This is a genomic window from Methylobacterium sp. TK31 (assembly GCF_055361545.1).
In genome coordinates, this window is sequence record NZ_CM143964.1 from 2,187,636 (window position 1) to 2,205,931 (window position 18,296).

At 68.9% G+C, this 18,296-nt stretch carries 14 protein-coding genes; 12 read left to right on the top strand and 2 right to left on the bottom strand.

Annotated features, from left to right (window positions below; translation table 11 throughout):
• Positions 1-22 precede the first annotated feature (22 nt).
• The 9 genes from ACXJY8_RS10050 to ACXJY8_RS10090 all read left to right on the top strand — a co-directional run bounded on the left by ACXJY8_RS10050 (position 23) and on the right by ACXJY8_RS10090 (position 14,531).
• On the top strand, positions 23-1,162 hold the full coding sequence (locus ACXJY8_RS10050; protein WP_463779493.1) for a glycosyltransferase family 4 protein: 1,140 nt from the start codon (positions 23-25) through the stop codon (positions 1,160-1,162).
• The gene (locus ACXJY8_RS10055; RefSeq protein WP_463779496.1) at positions 1,143-2,402 is read left to right on the top strand and encodes a glycosyltransferase family 4 protein; all 1,260 of its coding nucleotides are present in this window, start codon (positions 1,143-1,145) and stop codon (positions 2,400-2,402) included. The genes ACXJY8_RS10050 and ACXJY8_RS10055 overlap by 20 nt, the downstream gene beginning before the upstream one ends.
• Complete coding sequence (locus ACXJY8_RS10060) at positions 2,399-3,751, top strand: glycosyltransferase family 4 protein (RefSeq protein ID WP_463779499.1); 1,353 nt, start codon at positions 2,399-2,401, stop codon at positions 3,749-3,751. Before ACXJY8_RS10055 ends, ACXJY8_RS10060 begins: the two co-directional genes overlap by 4 nt.
• Positions 3,748-5,259, top strand: coding sequence for a lipopolysaccharide biosynthesis protein (locus ACXJY8_RS10065; protein WP_463779502.1), 1,512 nt, complete (start codon positions 3,748-3,750; stop codon positions 5,257-5,259). The genes ACXJY8_RS10060 and ACXJY8_RS10065 overlap by 4 nt, the downstream gene beginning before the upstream one ends.
• A gap of 112 nt (positions 5,260-5,371) precedes the next feature.
• Positions 5,372-6,664, top strand: coding sequence for an O-antigen ligase family protein (locus ACXJY8_RS10070; protein WP_463779505.1), 1,293 nt, complete (start codon positions 5,372-5,374; stop codon positions 6,662-6,664).
• A 147-nt stretch (positions 6,665-6,811) separates the two neighbouring features.
• Positions 6,812-7,939, top strand: coding sequence for an efflux RND transporter periplasmic adaptor subunit (locus tag ACXJY8_RS10075; RefSeq protein ID WP_463779508.1), 1,128 nt, complete (start codon positions 6,812-6,814; stop codon positions 7,937-7,939).
• A complete protein-coding gene (locus tag ACXJY8_RS10080; RefSeq protein ID WP_463779511.1) occupies positions 7,936-11,043 on the top strand; it encodes an efflux RND transporter permease subunit in 3,108 nt (1,035 codons plus the stop codon). Before ACXJY8_RS10075 ends, ACXJY8_RS10080 begins: the two co-directional genes overlap by 4 nt.
• A gap of 186 nt (positions 11,044-11,229) precedes the next feature.
• Positions 11,230-11,808 carry a TetR family transcriptional regulator gene (locus ACXJY8_RS10085; protein WP_463779514.1) on the top strand — a complete coding sequence of 193 codons (579 nt, stop codon included), beginning with the start codon at positions 11,230-11,232 and terminating at the stop codon, positions 11,806-11,808.
• 701 nt (positions 11,809-12,509) lie between these two features.
• A complete protein-coding gene (locus ACXJY8_RS10090) occupies positions 12,510-14,531 on the top strand; it encodes an acyltransferase family protein (RefSeq protein WP_463779517.1) in 2,022 nt (673 codons plus the stop codon).
• 75 nt (positions 14,532-14,606) lie between these two features.
• On the opposite strand, the gene ACXJY8_RS10095 is transcribed toward ACXJY8_RS10090, so the two are convergent.
• Both ACXJY8_RS10095 and ACXJY8_RS10100 read right to left on the bottom strand, forming a co-directional pair.
• Entirely contained in the window at positions 14,607-14,840 is a 234-nt protein-coding gene (locus ACXJY8_RS10095; RefSeq protein ID WP_463779519.1) for a Flp family type IVb pilin, read from the bottom strand.
• 162 nt (positions 14,841-15,002) lie between these two features.
• Positions 15,003-15,299: a DUF3072 domain-containing protein gene (locus ACXJY8_RS10100; RefSeq protein ID WP_463779522.1), complete on the bottom strand. Its 297-nt coding sequence runs from the start codon at positions 15,297-15,299 to the stop codon at positions 15,003-15,005.
• Positions 15,300-15,586: 287 nt separating this feature from the next.
• On the opposite strand from ACXJY8_RS10100, the gene ACXJY8_RS10105 reads away from it, so the two are divergent.
• The 3 genes from ACXJY8_RS10105 to ACXJY8_RS10115 are packed head-to-tail and all read left to right on the top strand — an operon-like array spanning position 15,587 to position 18,217.
• Positions 15,587-16,093 (top strand): MarR family winged helix-turn-helix transcriptional regulator, encoded by a 507-nt coding sequence (locus ACXJY8_RS10105; protein ID WP_463779525.1) that lies wholly within the window; start codon positions 15,587-15,589, stop codon positions 16,091-16,093.
• Complete coding sequence (locus ACXJY8_RS10110) at positions 16,093-16,821, top strand: response regulator (protein WP_463779528.1); 729 nt, start codon at positions 16,093-16,095, stop codon at positions 16,819-16,821. The genes ACXJY8_RS10105 and ACXJY8_RS10110 overlap by 1 nt, the downstream gene beginning before the upstream one ends.
• A gap of 4 nt (positions 16,822-16,825) precedes the next feature.
• Positions 16,826-18,217, top strand: a complete 1,392-nt coding sequence (locus ACXJY8_RS10115; protein WP_463779530.1) for an ATP-binding protein — start codon at positions 16,826-16,828, stop codon at positions 18,215-18,217.
• The last annotated feature ends 79 nt before the right edge of the window (positions 18,218-18,296 follow it).

Here is an 18,296-nt window from a genome sequence, read left to right on the forward strand (position 1 = left end):
CCTCCGGAGCCGCCGAGCCACGATGACCCGCGTCCTCGTCAACATGCCGAGCCAGCACGGCGGCCGCCCATCCGGCGTGGCCCTGGTTGCCTTCCGGGTGATCGCCGGGCTGCTCGACCGGGGCAACGTCTCGGTGGTCCTGCGCTCGCCCTGGACCCGCGCGCAACTGCCCGAGACGATCCGCGACCGGGTCGCGGTCGTCACCGTGGCGCGCCCGCGCCTGATGATCCTCGACGTGCTACGCCAGGTCCTCGCTGTCCCGGCGCTTTGCCGGGCCGAAGGCATCGACGTGGTGCTGAACGCCGATCCCTACGGCGCGGCCTTCGGCGGCCGGGCCCGCGTCAGCGTCGTGCACGACCTCTACTTCCGCACCATCCCGGACTGCACCGGGCGGCGCGAGGCCCTGACGACGGACCTGATCTTCCGGCTGGTGCTCGGCAACAGCGCCCGAGTGATCGCGGTCTCGGACACTACCCGGGGCAGCCTCGAGGAGTTCTACCCGTCCCTGCGCGGCCGGGTCCGGACCGTCCCCTCGGCGGCGGTGCTCGGCGGGGCGTCGGGTCTCGACCCGGAGGCCGCGCTCGGCGCATACGTCCTGGCGGTGGGCAACGCCACCCATAACAAGAACCTCGCCGCCCTGGGGCGGGCCGTCGCGGCGCTCTCCCATACCCATCCGGACCTCGCCATCGTCCATGTCGGCGAGGATGCGCAGGAGACCATCGCGGCCGCCCTGGCCGGGGCACCGGTGCGGCTGACGCGCCTGTCGCACATTGCCGAGGACCGCCTGGCCGCCCTCTACCGGGGCGCCCTCTGCCTGTGCGTGCCGTCCTTCGCCGAAGGTTTCTGCCTGCCGGTGCTGGAGGCGCAGACCCTGGGCTGCCCGGTGCTGTGCTCGGACCGCTCGGCGACGCCCGAGATCGCCGGCACCGGCGCGCTCACCTTCGATCCGGCCGACGCGTCCGCGCTCGCGGCGGCCCTGCGCCGCCTCCTGCACGAACCCGGCCTGCGCGCCGACCTGATCGCGCGGGGCCACGCCAATGCCCGCCGCTACGACTGGGCCGAGACGGTCCGGCGCTACGAGAGCGTCCTCCTCGAGGCTGTGCGCGAGACCACCCGTCCGATGCCCACAGGGGAGGCCGCGGATGCGCATCCTGCACCTTAGCTCCCTCTACGCTCCCGAGCAGGTCGGCGGGGCCGAATTGATGGTCGAGACCCTGGCTCGGACCCAGGCCGGCCTCGGCCACGCCGTGGCGGTGGCCTGCGCCTCGCGCCGGGTGGAGGCGCCGTCCCTCCAGGACGGGGTCCGCGTCTATCGGACCGGCCACGGAACCCCCTTCCACAGCCTCGACTGGCCCCGGCACGGGCGCCTCGACCGCCTGCGCTACAAGCTCGCGACGCAGTGGAACCGGCACACCCTCGTCCAGATGGAGGCGGCAATCCGCGACTCCGCCCCGGACGTGGTCAATACCCACTCGATCTCGGAGATCACGCCGGCGGTCTGGCCGATGCTGCGTCGCCTCGGAATTCCGGTGGTCCACACGCTCCACGATTTCACCAGCCTGTGCACCAACGGCGCGATGGCACGGCACGGCCGGGCCTGCGCCGGCCAGCACCTGAAATGCCGGCTCTACGCGGCGCCCCACCGCCTCTGCCAGCGCGCGGTGGCGGCGGTCGCGGCGGTCGGCACCGACATCCTGGACCGGCACGTCGCCGCCGGCTTTTTCGCGGACGTGCCCGCGCCGCTGCGTCGGGTGATCTGGAACCCGATCGCCGCCGGCGGTCCGTCGATGCGGCGGCCGCGCCGGCCCGGCGACCCCGTCGTGTTCGGCTCCCTCGGGCGTATCGAGCCCTCCAAGGGCACCGACGTGCTTCTGGAGGCCTGCCGCCGCCTGCCCCCGGAGGGCTGGCGCCTCGTCGTCGCCGGCCGGGCCGCCGACGGGCTCGAGCGCTATCGCGCCCTGGCGGAGGGGTTGCCGGTAACGTTTGTGGGCTATGCCGACAAGGATGCCTTCCTCGATGCCATCGACTGCCTCGTCGTCCCGCCGGTCTGGCCGGAGGCGTTCGGCCGGACGGTGGCCGAAGCCTATGGTCGCGGCGTGCCGGTGATCGGCACCGCCGTGGGCGGGATCGGCGAGCAGGTCGGCCCCGGTCCCTGGCTCGTGCCTCCCGGCGACGCTCCGGCGCTCGCCGCCGCGATGGCCCGGCTCGTCGCCGCACCGGACCGTCTCCCCGAGGGCCTGTCCCGCGCCGGGGCCGTCCGGGACGGCACCGACCCCGTCGCCGTCGCCGTCGCCTATCTCGACCTCTACGCCGCCGTCCGCGCCCGCCCGGCCGTCAGCGCCCATCCCCTTCCGCCGGCGGCTTTCTCCGAGCTACCGCATCTCGACGAGTGCCGACCATGACCGCTTCCGTGATGACCGCTTCCGAGATGACGACCCTCGCCCGCGCCCGGCTGGAACCGGCGTCGGCCCCGGCCGTCGAGGTGCGCGGCGCGGACGGCGCTGCCCGGACCGCCGCGACCGGCCCACTGCGCATCCTGCATCTCAGCGCACTCTATCCGCCCTACATCGTCGGCGGCGCCGAGCGCTCGGTGGAGCACCTCGCCGAGGAACTGGTGGCGGCCGGCCACACGGTGGCGGCGGCCTGCATCGCCCGCGAGGCCGAGCCCAAGACCGTGCGCAACGGCGTCACGGTCTACCGCATGGCCCACAACAACGACTTCTGGCTGGAGGACTGGCCGAAGGCGACCCGGGTCGGCCGCACCTGGGCGAAGCTGAAGCAGCAGTGGAATTTCGCCATCGCCGCCGAGTTCGGCCGTGTCCTCGACGATTTCCGACCCGATATCGTCAACACGCACTCGCTCCTCGACGTTTCGACCCTGGTCTGGCGCGAGGCGGCCAAGCGCGGCATCCCGATCGTCCACACGGTCTGCGAGTACGACCTGATCTGCGGCAACGCCGCGATGTTCCGGCATGGCAAGCCCTGCACGCACTGGCACCTCGGCTGCAAGGTGGTGAACGCCACCAAGCAGATCACCAACCGCGCGGTGGGGGCCGTGGTGAGCGTCGGGACCGAGATTCTGAAGACCCATGTGAATCACGGCCTGTTCCGCCACCTCGCGCCGGAGCGCCGGCGGGTGATCTACTATTCCTGCACGGTCCCGGACGGCGACCCGGAGGCGCGGCGGCGGATTGATCGCACCGGCCGGCCGATGACCTTCGGCTATCTCGGCCGCATCAACGTCGAGAAGGGGGTCGGCACCCTCGTGGACGCGTTCCGATCGGTCGGCCCCGGCGACTGGCGCTGCCTCGTGGCCGGCCAGGCGATGGACGACTCGATCGACCGGTTCAAGGCGCAGGCCGAGGGCCTGCCGATCGAGTTCGTGGGCTGGGCCAAGCCCGCGGATTTCCTCAGCGAGATCGACGTGCTCGTCGTGCCCTCGTTCTGGGCCGAGCCCTCGCCGCGGACGATCTACGAGGCCTATGTCATGGGCGTGCCGGTGATCGGCGCGGCCTCTGGCGGCATCCCCGAGCTGATCGGCGAGGACAACGCCGAATGGCTGTTCGCGCCGGGCAACGAGGCCGAACTCGCCGACCGCCTCCGGGCGGTGATCGCCCGCGGGCGCGTCGGACTGCCGGACGAGCGCAGCTTCCAGCACGTCATCCGGGAATCGACTTCCGAGCGGGTGGCCGAGAAGTATCTCGACCTCTACGCCGAGCTCGTGGACGAGCGCCGGGCCGACCGCGCGTGAGCGCCACCGCACTGCTTCCGGGACAGGCCGCGATCGCGCCGGCCTCCCTCGGCGTCACCGACGAACCGGACGTCTCGGGCCGCTCCTTCGCGGCGGCCCGCTGGGTGGCTTTGGCCTCCGTCGGCAACGTCGTCCTCAGCTTCGGGGTGTTCCTGGTCCTCGCCCGGCTGATCGAGCCCGCCGAGTTCGGCCTCGTCGCTGTCGCGGCCGTCTTCATCGACATCCTGCAGATCGTCGCCCGCGGCGGCCTGCCCGACGCGGTGGTCCAGCGGGCGGACCTCGACGAGGACTTCGCCGCCACCGCCTTCTGGGTGACGCTGGTTTCCAGCGTCGTCTACGCGGCGGCCCTCGTCGGGCTGTCCTGGCCGATCGCCTGGCTGCTGGACCTGCCCGAGCTGCGCCCGGCCCTCTGCGCGCTCTCCGCCTGCTTCGTGATCTCGGCCCTGGGGGCGATCCACGAGGCACGGCTCCAGCGCAGCTTCGGCTTTCGCAAGCTCGCCCTCCGGGCGCTGGGCGCGAACCTCCTCGGGGGCGCCGCCGCCCTGGCGCTGGCGCTCGCGGATTACGGGGTCTGGAGCCTCGTGGTGCAACGCCTCGTCGCCACCGGCGCGACCACGCTCCTGACCTGGGCAGCGATGCCCTGGGTCCCGGCCCGGCGCCTGGACGTCCCAGCAGCGCGCCGCCAGATCGCCTTCGGCTCGCGAGTCTTCTCCACCAACCTGCTGCTGGTCTTCTCGATCCGCAGCCAGGAGGTGATCGCCGCCTACTTCCTGTCGACCGCCGATGTCGGCCACCTGCGCCTCGCCTGGCGCTGCATCGACCTCGTCAGCCAGGTCGCCGTCATCCCGTTCTCGGCGGTGGGGCTCACCACCTATGCCCGCCTGCAGGACCGGCCGGCCGACCTCGCCGCCGCCTTCCACGACTTCACCCGGACCTCCGCCTTCCTGGCGCTGCCGGCCTTCTTCGGCATGGCCGCGGTGGCCCCGACGCTGATCCCGTTCCTGTTCGGCGACCAGTGGCACGACGCGGCGCCGGTCCTGCGCATCCTGTCCCTGCTGGCCCCGGAATTCGTGGTCACCTCCATGTTGTGGATGATCTTCACGGCGCTGGGGCGCAGCGGCACCGCCCTGAAGCTCGCCGGCGCCCAGTTCGGCCTCGGCGCCGTGGCGGCGATCCTCACCGGGCCCTTCGGCCTTCCCGCCCTTGTGATCGGCCACGTGGTCCGGGCCTACCTGTTCTCGCCGCTGATCGTCCTGCGGGCCGGGCGCTTCGTGCCCGTGAGCAACGGGCGGCTCGTCGGAGTGCTGTTGCCCGCCACCGCCTGCGCCGGCGCCATGGCGGCCCTGGTCCTGCTCGTCCAAGAGCCGATCCACGACGCCCTCGGCGACCGCCTCGGACTCATCGCCTGCGTGACCCTCGGCATGCTGGCCTACGGCGCCCTCGCCCTTGTCTTCCTGCGTCCGACCGTGCGCTCGGCCCTCGGCTTCTTCGTCCGCCGCGGCGCCTGAACCGGCGGCCTCCGGGCGCCTGCACGCTTCGCAAACCTTTGCGCGCGAGACTGCGCGCCGGGGGCAGGTGCCCGGCCGGGCGGACGGCGGACATGCGAAAGGCTCCGGGACGATGACGGAACCAGCGGGGCCGGTGGCGGCCGGGAGGGTGGAGGCGCGGGCGGTGCCGCTCGCGGCCGACCGCGCAGCCGTGTTCCTGCTCGGGGTCGCCCTGCAGCTCAACGTGCTGACCTCGAGCTTCGGACTGCCGTTCCAGCGCCTGTCGGACCTCTTGCCCTTCCTGCTGATCCCATGGTTCGGCCTGCGCCGCGCCGTGATCGCCGAGGGCCTGCGCCGGGCCGCGCCCATGGCCGCCATCGGCATCCTGATCGCGCTCTCGCTGGTGCTGAAGGCACAGATCCAGGCCGGCGACGTCTACCTGACCCTGGTGCTGCTGCTGTACTTCGTGCTGGCGATGATCCTGCTCGTCATGTTCCGCGACCGGAGCCTGGAGAACGCCTTCTGCTGGGGGCTGCTCGCGGGCCTCGCCGGCTCGCTCGTCGTCCTGCTGCTCGCCTCCTCCGGGCTGCCCCTGGACCGCTTCGGCCTCGGGGTCCCGACCGACGGCCTCGACGAGGAATTGAAGCTCTTCGTGGAAGACAAGCAGGGCGGCCTCTGGGCCTCCGGCAACGAGACCGGCCACGTCTTCGCGCTGGGCGGGGCCGCGGCCCTCCTGCTCAGCCTGCGCACCCGCCTGAACCTGATCTACCTCGGGTACTTTGCCGCCCTCCTGGCGAGCTTCCCCCTGACCAACAACCGTTCCGGACTGTTCATGCCGGTGCTGATCCTGCTGGTGCTGATGCGCCGGAGCATCCGGCTCCAAGTCGTGCTGCCCGTGCTCAGCGTGCTCGGCATCCTCCTCGTGGCCTTCTCGATGACGGGCGAAATCCCTCTCCTGCCCCAGAAGCTGGCGCAGTCGATCGAAACCCGGTTCACCGGCGACGGCAACGTCTCCGGCAATGCCGACGAGCGCTTCATCTCCGGCCTGACCGCCCTCCAACTCGTGGCCGAGTACCCGTTCGGCGTCGGCGAGGTCGCCCGGCGCGACGAACTCCGCGCCCTCACCGGGCTGGTGACGCCGCATAACGGCTTCATCTCCCTCGCCCTCCAGAGCGGCGTCGCCGTCGCCCTTCTCCTCATCGCTGGCCTTGTGCGGATCGCCCACGCCCCCGATGCGGCAGGCCCGTTCGTCGCCTACAGCGCCTTGTTCCTGGTGCCCTCGATGATGTTCGAGGAGCTCTCGGTGAATCAGTATTTTCTCTTCTTCATGGCGGTGATCCTGGCCTCCCTGGTGGTGCGGCCCGCAACCGGTGAGACCTCCGGTTCGTCGGAGCGATCCGGGCTACGCCGCGCCGCCGCGGACTGAGCCGAACCGGGACGGCGCGCGCCGTCGCCCGGCCTTGTGCTTCCTCGCACAACGGCCCCTCCGGCAGCGCTTGACCGTAGCCCGACGCCAAAATAGATTATGTTCGTAATCTTAAAGCGGCGGATGTCCGGCTGCGGAGGATGCGTCATGCAGAAATGGTTCGCGCCCGGGCTCGCCACGCTCACCCTGGCGGCCTGCTCTCCGGCGGAGACGGCCGTGACGTCGGAGCCGCCCCTGGTCCAGGTCGCCGAGGTCGCCCCCGGCCCCGGCGCGGTCTCGCGCTACACCGGCGTGATCCGGGCCCGCACCGAGAGCAATCTCGGCTTCCGGGTCGGCGGTAAGATTTTCGAGCGCCTCGTCGATCCGGGCGACCGCGTGCGCCTCGGCCAGCCTCTGATGCGTCTCGACCGCACCGACTTCACCCTCGCGCTCAACGCCGCCCGCGCCTCCGTCGAGGCGGCCCGCGCCCAGATGATCAAGGCCAGGGCCGACGAGGAGCGCAGCCGCCGGCTCGTGGCAGACGGCTGGACCTCCCGGCAGACCTACGACCAGAACAAGGGCGCGGCCGATGCCGCCATCGCCCAGTTCGCCAGTGCCGAGGCCCAGGCCAGCCAGATCCAGAACCAGGCCGGCTATGCCGAACTCCAGGCCGATGCCGACGGCGTCGTCATGGAGGTGCCCGCCGAGCCGGGCCAGGTGGTCGCGGCCGGCCAGACCGTGGTCAAGCTCGCCCGCGACGGCGCGCGCGAGGCGGAGGTGTTCCTGCCGGAGGGCAGCCGCCGTGCCGCCGAGGGCGAGGCCTCCGCCACCCTCTACGCCGAGGGTGCGGCGACCTACCCGGTGCGCCTGCGCGAACTCTCCGCCATCACCGATCCGGCCACCCGCACCTACCGGGCGCGCTACATCCTCTCTGGCGGCGGCGAGGCCGCGCCGCTCGGCGCCACCGTCACCCTGCAGATCAAGGCGCGCGCGGTGGTCCGCACCGCCAGCGTGGAGGTGCCCCTCGGCGCCCTGTTCGACCAGGGGAGCGGCACCGCCGTCTGGCGCTACGACGCCGCCAGCGGGACCGTGCGTCCGCAGGCCGTGCAGGTCGCCCGCATGGGCGAGGAGCGCGCCGAGATCGTCGCCGGCCTGAACCCCGGAGACCGGATCGTGGCCCTCGGCGCCCATCTCCTCAAGCCCGACCAGAAGGTGCGCCAAGCGCCGGCAAGCCAAAAGCAAGCGCCCGCTGGCCAAGTGCAAGCGCCCACCAGCATGATTGAGGTGGTGCGATGAGCGGCTTCAATCTCTCCGCCCTGGCCGTCCGCGAGCGGGCGGTCACCCTGTTCCTGCTGCTCGCGCTCACGGGGGCGGGATTCTTCGCGTTCGAGAAGCTCGGGCGCGGCGAGGATCCGGCCTTCACCGTGAAGGTCATGACGGTCTCGGCCGCCTGGCCCGGCGCCACGGCGGAGGAGATGCAGCGCCAGGTCGCCGACCCCCTGGAGAAGCGCCTGCAGGAACTCGTCTACTACGACCGGGCCGAGACCACGGTGCGCCCCGGCCTGATGGTGACCAAGGTCATCTTCAAGGATTCGATGCCCCCGGCCAAGCTCCAATCGGAATTCTACCAGACCCGTAAGAAGCTCTCCGACCAAGCCGCCAGCCTGCCGCGCGGGGTGCTGGGGCCGCTCTTCAACGACGAGTTCTCGGATATCTACTTCGCCCTCTACGCCGTGCAGGCCAAGGGCCTGCCGCACCGCCAGTTGGTGCTGCGCGCCGAGGACCTGCGCCAGCGCCTGTTGCGGGTGCCGGGCGTCGAGAAGATCAACATCCTGGGCGAGCAGGCCCAGAAGATCTTCGTCGAGATCTCCTATCAGCGCCTGGCGACCCTCGGCATCACCGGCCAACAACTCCTCGCCGCGCTGGGCAACCAGAACGACGTGACTCCGGCCGGCTTCGTCGAGGCAATGGGTCCGCGCGTGTATCTGCGCCTCGACGGGGCCATCGACGGGCTCGACGCGATCCGCGACCTGCCCGTGGCGGTCGGCGACCGCAGCCTCAAGCTCGGCGACATCGCCGAGGTCAAGCGCGGCTACGAGGATCCGAGGACCTTCGAGATCCGTAACGACGGCGAGCCGGCCCTGATGCTCGGCCTCGTGATGAAGCCCGGCTTCAACGGACTCACGCTCGGCCGGGCGCTCAACGCCGAGGAGGTGGCGATCCACCACGAGACCCCATTGGGCATCGGCTTCACCAAGATCACCGATCAGGCCAAGGTCATCGACGAGGCCATCCACGAGTTCATGGTCAAGTTCTTCACCGCGCTCGGCGTGGTGATCTTCGTCTCCCTGGTGGCCCTCGGCTTCCGGGTCGGCATCGTGGTCGCGCTGGCCGTGCCGCTCACCCTCTCGGCGGTGTTCGTGGTGATGATGGTGACGGGGCGCGACTTCGACCGCATCACCCTCGGCGCCCTCATCATCTCGCTGGGACTCCTCGTCGACGACGCCATCATCGCCATCGAGATGATGGTGGTGCGCATGGAGGAAGGCGCCGACCGCATCGCGGCGGCGACCCATGCCTGGAGCGCCACGGCCGCGCCGATGCTCACCGGCACCCTGGTGACCATCGCGGGGTTCCTGCCGGTGGGCTTTGCGGCCTCCACGGCGGGCGAATACGCCGGCAACATCTTCTGGGTGGTGGCCTTCTCGCTGATCATCTCCTGGCTCGTGGCCGTGACCTTCACGCCCTATCTCGGCGTCAAGCTGCTGCCGGACATCAAACGCGTGGAGGGCGGGCACGAGGCGATCTACGCCACGAGGAACTACGAGCGCCTGCGCCGCCTCGTGCGGATGTCAGTCGACCACAAGTGGATCGCCGCCGGCATCACCGTGGGCCTGTTCGGGCTCGCGGTGGTGGCGATGGGACGCGTCGAGCAGCAGTTCTTTCCGAACTCCGAGCGGCCCGAACTCATCGTCGAGGTGACGCTGCCGGCGGGTTCGGCCTTCGGGACGACGGAGGCCAGCGTCAAGCGAATCGAGGCAGCGGTGCGCGATCTGCCGGAAGCCGGCGAGATCACGAGCTATATCGGCCAGGGCATGCCCCGCTTCGTGCTCTCCTTCGACCCCGAACTGCCCGATCCGGCCTTCGCGCAGATCGTGGTGCAGACGTGCGACGCCCAGAGCCGCGACGCCCTTCGCGGCAAGGTGCGCAAGCTCGTCGAGGACGGCGGCTTCCCGGAGGCCCGCGTGCGCGTGCTCCAGATCGTGTTCGGTCCGCCGATCCGCTTCCCGGTCGCCTTCCGGGTGGTAGGGCCCGACCTCGACGTCATCCGCGGCATCGCCGAGGAGGTCCGGGGGGTGATGGCGGCCAATCCCAACATGCTCCTCGTCCATCTCGATTGGGGCGACAAGACCCCGAACCTGCACCTCGCCTTCGACCAGGAACGCCTGCGCCTGATCGGTCTGACCCCGAAGGAGGCCGGCCAGCAGCTGCAGAGCTACCTCAACGGCACGCCTGCCACTCAGATGCGCGAGAACCTGCGCTCCGTCGACGTGCTGCTGCGCAGCCCAGGCCCCGAGCGGCGTTCCCTCGGCGAGATCGGCGACCTGACCCTGGCCACCCGCGACGGACGCCAGGTGCCGGTCTCGCAGGTGGCGCGCCTGCAGAGTCGGACCGAGGACGCGGTGCTCAAGCGCTACAACCGCGAGACCTACATCCGCGTGCAGGGCGACGTCCTCGACGGCAGGCAGCCGCCGGACATCCACGCTCAGATCGTCCCGCTGCTGGCCTCCATCAGGGCCAAGCTCCCGCCGGGTTACCGGATCGACACGGCGGGCGCGGTGGAGGAGAGCGAGAAGGCGATGATGTCCCTGGTGGCGGTGTTCCCGATCATGCTGATCGTGACGCTCACCGTCATCATGATCCAGGTCCGCTCGTTCGCCACCATGTTCATGGTCTTCGCCACCGCCCCGCTGGGCCTGGTGGGCGCAGCACCGACCCTGCTGCTTTTCCACCAGCCCTTCGGCTTCAACGCGATCCTCGGGCTGATCGCTCTGTCGGGAATCCTGATGCGCAACACCCTGATTTTGGTGGACCAGATCCACCACGACCAGGCGGCGGGCCTGGGGGATTACGATGCGATCGTGGAATCCACGGTGCGCCGGGCACGGCCCGTGATCCTGACGGCCGCCGCCGCCATGCTGGCCTTCATCCCGCTGACCCACTCGGTGTTCTGGGGGGCGCTGGCCTATGTGCTCATCGGCGGTGTCGGCGTCGGGACCCTGCTGACCCTCCTGTTCCTGCCGGCCCTCTACGCCCTCTGGTTCCGCGTCGAGCGCGGCGCGCGCGGCCGGGACGCCCCAAGGGGCGCGGAGGCGATACCCCACCCGGCCCGGACCTGACGACGATGCCGAGGCCGGACCTTCCTGCGCCGGATGCCATCCGTGAATCGCGCGGGGTTTCCCGAGCCCGCGCGGTCCATCGGCCGACCCGCACCCAGCCCCCTCGGCGGGCCGACCGGCGCGGACCTCTGTTTGGATGACGGTCCGCATCTATATAAGGCTGGGCGCGCAACGGGAGGGCCGGGAATGCCGAGGGTTTCGCAGGAGCAGGCCAAGCTCAACCGCCAGCGGGTGGTCGAGGTGGCCGCCGCGCTGTTCCGGGAAAGGGGTCTCAACGGCGTCGGCGTCGCCGACATTATGGCTTCGGCCGGGCTGACCCATGGCGGTTTCTACGGACAGTTCGCCAGCAAGGACGCCCTCGCCGTCGAGGCGTTCGACTCGGCCCTGGGCGAGAACCGACGCGGCGGTTTGGACGTACTGATCGACCAATACCTGTCCCTGGCCCATGTCCAGGCGCCGGGCCTGGGCTGCCCCCTCGCCGCCCTCGCCAACGACGTCGCCCGCGAGTCGCCCGGCAGCCCCTTGCGCGGACGCTTCACCCATGGGGTCCGCCATCTCGTCGGGCTGCTGTCCGAACTCTCGCCCCAGGGCGCGAAGGAGCGGCGCCGTCAGCGGGCGCTGGCCAAGCTCTCGACCCTCGTCGGCGCTGTCATCCTGGCGCGCGCGGTCGATGATCCGAGCCTGGCCGACGACCTCCTCCAGGCCGCACGGTCCGCCACAACGGAGCGCGGACATTCACCTGCGCCGACCGCTCCGGCGCCCTGACACAGGGCTCCGCCGGCTTCGTAAAGCAGGGGCTTGCGCCCATATGCGCAGGCTCCGGGTCGATCGACCGGTCTTCGGGGCTGTCGCGCTCCGGATGAGCGCCGCCCAGCGCGTCGTCGAATCTTCGAGTTACCTATCAGTCGGTCGTCGCGTCGGGCCAAGATGCGGCCGACCCGGCCCCGCGAAGGCCGTGAACCCGGCATAAGCGGAGGGGTCTGCCGCCCGCATCCCTGAACGCCCGAAGTCCTATCGAAGTCGAGGACGTCTCATGCCTTGCCGATGCAAGGTCGTTCGAGGCGATGTCCTGTGGAACTCTTTGAGTCCGCGCTCTTCCGGATCGATACCGACGCAGAATCCCGTGGCATCCCGCGAGACTCGGGACCTCAAACCTCCCGAAGGTGTCGAACGAACAGCTTCTGCCGCGAGGTCAGAGTGATTGATTCTGTCAGTCGATATTCTGAATATTTTCGAATACTGTCTGATATAAACCCAGTAATACAACCATAGATGAACGTTTTGGACTGGTTTTTATCTCTAGTTTGACAATAGTCGTCTCGTCTAAATGCCATGCAATATAATTACAGACGGAGTAATGCTTCTATATTTGGATGAAATACAGATAAATAGGTACTATACTTCGTGATATATTTGACAAAACTCAGGAAGGATGGGATTAAAAATTGTTCTGAGGTGATTGACAATTGATAACCCAGCTCACGCTTGACGGTGGCCGCAAAGTCGACGCAGGCGCGAAAGGTTCGAAGTTTCGTAGAGATATCAATTTCATCAGAGCGATTGCTGTCTCAGCAGTCGTGTTATTCCATTATAAAGTTCCTGGATTTTCTGGCGGCTATACTGGAGTCGATATCTTCTTCGTCATCTCCGGTTTCCTGATGACGCGCATTATCACCGGACGCCTGCGGGACCAGACCTTCAACTTCCTGCAATTCTATGCGGCGCGGTTCGACCGCATCGTGCCGGCGCTGTTCGGATTGTGCGTGGCTCTGCTGATCTTTGGAGTGATCTATCTCGATCCGCTCGCACTGAAGCAGCTGTGCCGACACATCATCGGATCGCTCGGGTTTTTTTCAAATATCCAGTATTATCAGGAGGCGGGATATTTTGACCGGCAAAGCGATCTGAAGTGGTTGCTGCACACTTGGTCGTTGTCGGTCGAGTGGCAGTTCTACCTCATCTACCCGGTCTTTCTCGCGCTGGTCTGGAAGCTCGCGCCGAAACTGTCTCTGTTGCGGCTGATGGTCTGGATCGGGTGCGGGCTGTCCCTGGCCCTCTGCATCTTTCTGCCCACCTCTCATCAATCCGCGGCGTTCTACCTGTTGCCGACGCGGGCATGGGAGATGCTGGCCGGCGGCCTCGTCGCGCTCCACCCCATCGCCTGGTCGCAGGCGAAGATCCAGCGCGCCGTCCAGATCGGCAGCCTGGCCGTGCTGGTGTTCTGCATCGTCGCCTTCGACGCCTACATGCCATGGCCTTCCTACCGGGCGGCGCTACCCGTTGCGGCCACCTGTCTGTTCCTGCTGGCCAATCGAGGGGATTCCGATCTGATCCGGCTTCCGGCCGCCCAGCTTCTGGGGGAATGGTCCTACTCGATCTATCTCTGGCATTGGCCGCTCGCGGTCGCGATCCATCACTTCTCGCTGCCGGTGCCGCTAATCGCGGGAGCCGGTCCGCTCGCGGTCATGGTGTTCGCCGGGCGCTTCGTGCAGCGAACCGGTTTTCCCGCGATGCATGGGGGTAATGCCCGCCGGCTCGGTCTGATCGCCATGATCGGAGCGGTCGCGGGATTGTCCGGCTATGCCGTGCGCCAGCAGGGCCTGCCGGAGCGCCGACCGAACCTCGTCGCCGCGTTCGAGGATCTCGCCTCGGTCGATGCGGACTGGGCCTATCCTAAGCGTTGCGATCGGCTCGCGCAGGACCCGCTCCTGCCGGCGTGCAAGCTCGCGGGGCGGGCGCGGGGTGACATCCTGTTCGTCGGGGATTCGATTACCCAGGCGATCTACGGCCGGTGGGCCAAGGCCGATGCGGCCACGCATCCGAACCTCACGTTCGTAACATATGGCGGGTGCCCGGTCCTGCCCGGCGTCAATCGTCACGAGCCGGGATCAGCCTGCGGAACCTTCCTCGATCATGCCCTGCTCCTGGCGGAGGGAGGGGCGTATCAACGCGTGGTCCTCACCTCGCTGTGGTCCGGTTATTTTCGCTCCGGGCAGACCGTTTGCTTCATGGACGGCGATCGCTGCGTGGACTGGACGCCAGAAACCCTGCCCGGTCTTCTCGATCAATCGATGCAGACCTTGAAGGAGCAGCTTCAGCGCGTGCGGCAATCCGGGACCGAAGTCGCTATCCTGCTCACCTATCCGTTCAGCGAATTCGATGTTCCGCAGGAACTGGTGAAGCGCCTGTACCTCGGTCAGGACACGGCGAACGTGCAGTCGATCGATCGCGTGCACTTCCGCCAGCTCAGCCAGCCGATCCACGATCGGCTGAGGACCCTGGCGCAGGAGATCGGCGCGGAAATCCTCGATCCGGCGCCGTGGATGTGCGGGATCGATACGTGCCCGGCGGTGAATGCCGAACTGCGGCCCCTGTATATCGACCAGGTCCATCTTCGGGAGAGCGTCATCCAGGGGCAGCGCTTCGCCTTCCTAGACCGCCTCGTCCGCCCGCTCGTGAAAGAGGTCGCGCGTCCGAGCGGCGAGTGACCGTCGGAATCGATCCGGCAGCGTATTCTTCCCGGATCCGGCGCTGCGGCCGGGCGCGGGCATGTCGCCGTTTGGTCAGGACGTCCGGTTGAAGGCGGTACTGATGTAATTGTACATCCCGTTCGTCCGGTCGGCGAAGAAGCGTAACGCGCCCACGATCGCCAGGAAGACGAGGCCCATGATGAGGCCGTACTCGATCATCGTCGAACCGGACGTGTCTTTCAGGAAGCGCCGAGCCAGTGTTCGGAAGCGCGGGACCGGCCGAGAGCCATGCCGATCCCTGGAATGGTTGATGTCCAGTTCGGTCATGGCCCCGTGACGTCTTTCGCCGAATTCGCTCGTGCGGGACGATAGACGGCTTTCCTTGCGGAGGACTTAAGCGGATCGCCGAAGTTCCACGCAGCCCCGGTCGACAGGCCCGAGCCGCCGGATGACACCGACGGCCTGGGTCCCGGCCTCGGGCCTCGACCGTCAGGCCTTGCCGGATTCCTTGCGGAGGGCATCGATGCGCTGGGAGGCCTCGGCCTTGTCGAGATCGGGATCGAAGGCCTCCGGATCCTTCGCCTCCTCGGACAGGGTCTTGAGGTAGGAGGCCTGCGCACCGGTCATCGGCTCACCGCCGGTGGTCCACTGGCTCGGGTCCTTGATCTGGTTCGAAACGTCCTTCGGATCGGTCTTCGGATTCTCGTCCGCCCTGGATGCGGACGCTTTGGACTCGGAGGCCTTGGACTTGGAATCCTGGGCCTTGGAAGCCTGGGTGCTGGCCATGATGGAATTCTCCGGTTCACGAAATGTTCTGGTGAACGCGGGGCCCGCATCCCGGTTCCTGCCAGGGGGCCGTGGCGGCCGGCTTGTCCCGTGGTCAAGTGTCTCACGGGTTCGGAGGCCGTTGGTCCACGGGTCCGGTCCAGGCCCGTCATCGCGCTGCGGGGAGCGACAGGATCACGGGCCGGGGGATTCGCCCGGCGCCGAGGCTTGACGGGTGGTGACGGGGCTGGAACATGTCAACAACGCTGACGTAAATCGAGGTCGCCCCCGACGTGACTGCCCACGCGATGCGAGATGCCGAGTCCGATGCGCCGCCCTCCTCCGGCTCCGGGGACGATCTCATCGAGTTGCTGTTCTTTGCCTACCGGGATTTCGTCGGCGATCCCGACCGCATCCTGGCGCAGTACGGCTTCGGCCGCGCCCATCATCGGGTGCTGCACTTCGTCGACCGCTATCCAGGTCTTACGATCGCCGAACTCCTCGATATCCTGCGCATCACCAAGCAGAGCCTCAACCGGGTGCTGAAGGATTTGATCGACCAGGGCTACATCGTGCAGAAGACCGGCACCAGCGACCGGCGCCAGCGGCTGCTGTTCTGCACCGCCGCCGGGGCGGACCTCGCCGGCGACCTGATGCGGGTGCAGAGCCGGCGGGTGGCGCGGGCGCTCGCGGCCTCGGAGCGCGGCGGCGAGGCGCCGCTTTCGGCCGAGAGCTTCCTGTTCGGCATGATCGAGCCGGACGCACGCGCGGCCGTCCAGCGCCTGATGGCCCGGCGCGCACGGAGCGTCGCCTGATGGGCACCGCCGGAGCGCGCACGAACGCCGAGCTGCCCGACCATGCGCCCCACATCCTCGTGGTCGACGACGATCGCCGGGTGCGGGAACTGCTGTCGCGCTTCCTCTACGAGCAGGGGTTTCGCGTGACCGCCGCCGGCAACGTCCCGGAGGCCCGCACCAAGGCGCAGTGCTTCGTCTTCGACGCCCTGGTGCTCGACGTGATGATGCCCGGCGAGAGCGGCTTCGACTATGCCCGGGAGGTGCGCCAGACCTCGCGGGTGCCGATCCTGATGCTTACCGCCCGCTCGAACCCCAACGACCGGGTGATGGGCCTGGAGATCGGCGCCGACGACTACCTCCCGAAGCCCTTCGAGCCGCGCGAACTGATCCTGCGCCTGTCGAACATCATCAAGCGGCGCAGCCCAGACGGCGGCGGCGCGCGCGCGCAGGGGTACGACACCGTGACCTTCGGCCCCTTCGCCTACCGGATCGACCGGGGCGAGCTGCGCCGCGAGGACGAACTCATCCGCATCACCGAGCGTGAGCGCGAGATCCTCACCATCCTGGCCCAGGCCGCCGGCGCCAATGTCGAGCGCGAGGCCCTGGCCGGGAGCGGCGGTCTTGCGGCCGAGCGCAGCATCGACGTGCAGATCAACCGCCTGCGCCGCAAGACCGAGGTCGACCCGGCCAATCCGCTGTTCCTGCAGACCGTGCGGGGCGTCGGTTACCGCCTCGCGGTCGATTGAGCCCATGGCCGCCGCCGGCCTCCTGCAGCGCACGGCGACCCGCCTCGCCGCCCTGCCCCGGCCCGGGCGACTCTGGCGCCTGGTCAGCCGCGCCATCGGCGACGTGCTGCCGAAGGGGCTCTATGCCCGCTCGCTGATCATCATCATCGCGCCGGTGGTGCTGCTGCAGTCGGTGATCGCCTACACCTTCATGGAGCGCCACTGGCAGCTCGTGACGCGCCGCCTCTCCGCCGCCGTCACCGCCGACGTCGCCGCGCTGATCGACATCTACGAGAGTTATCCGCAGGACAAGGATTCCGAGACCCTGACCCGGATCGCCAATGACCGGCTCAACCTCGACGTCGACATTCTGAAGGGCGCCAAGCTGCCGCCGGCCGGGCCGCGGCCGTTCTTCTCGATCCTCGACGAGGCGCTCTCCGACGAGATCCGGCGCCAGATCCGCCGGCCCTACTGGATCGACACCGTGGGCCGCTCCAGCCTGATCGAGATCCGGGTTTCGATCCCCGACGGGGTGATGCGCGTCACCGCCCGGCGCAGCATGGCCTACGCCTCGAACTCGCACATTTTCCTGCTCTGGATGAGTGGCTCGTCCCTGGTGCTGCTCGGCGTCGCGATCCTTTTCCTGCGCAACCAGATCAAGCCGATCCTGCGGCTGGCGGCGGTCGCGGAGAGTTTCGGCAAGGGCCGCGAGATCGAGTTCCGGCCCCGCGGCGCCCGCGAGGTTCGCCAGGCCGGCCACGCCTTCATTGAGATGAAGCGGCGCATCGAGCGGGCGATGGAACAGCGCACCACGATGCTGAACGGGGTCAGCCACGACCTGCGTACCATCATCACGCGGTTCAAGCTCTCCCTCGCCTTGGTCGAACAGACCCCGGAGGTCGAGGACCTGCAGCGCGACGTCGACGAGATGAGCCGGATGCTCGAGGCCTACCTGGCCTTCGCCCGCGGCGATTCGGGCGAGGCCGCGGTGCCCACCGACATGCGGGCGCTCCTCGAGGACCTGCGCACCGATGTCGAGCGCCTCGGCGCCCACGTGGAGGCCGTGGAGATGGAGGACCATCCGCAGCTGACCCTGCGGCCGGACGCGATGCGGCGCTGCCTCTTCAACCTCGCGGCCAATGCCGCCCGCTACGGCGAGACCGTCGCCATCACCGGCCGGCGCGAGGCCCGCGCCTTCCTCGTCTCCATCGACGACGACGGACCCGGCATCGCGGTCGAGCAGCGCGAGGAGGTGTTCAAGCCCTTCGTCCGGCTCGACGACGCGCGCCAGGATGCGGGCGGCTCCGGCCTCGGGCTCTCCATCGCCCGTGACATCGCCCGCGCCCATGGCGGCGACGTCAGCCTGCACGACAGCCCGCTCGGGGGCCTGCGTGCCACGGTGCGGATCCCGGCCTGATCCGGGCTCATCGACCGCAGGCAAGCGTGGCCGATCCAGCTTGGCGACCGGTGCGCGGCGATGCTATGAGGGTCGCAGT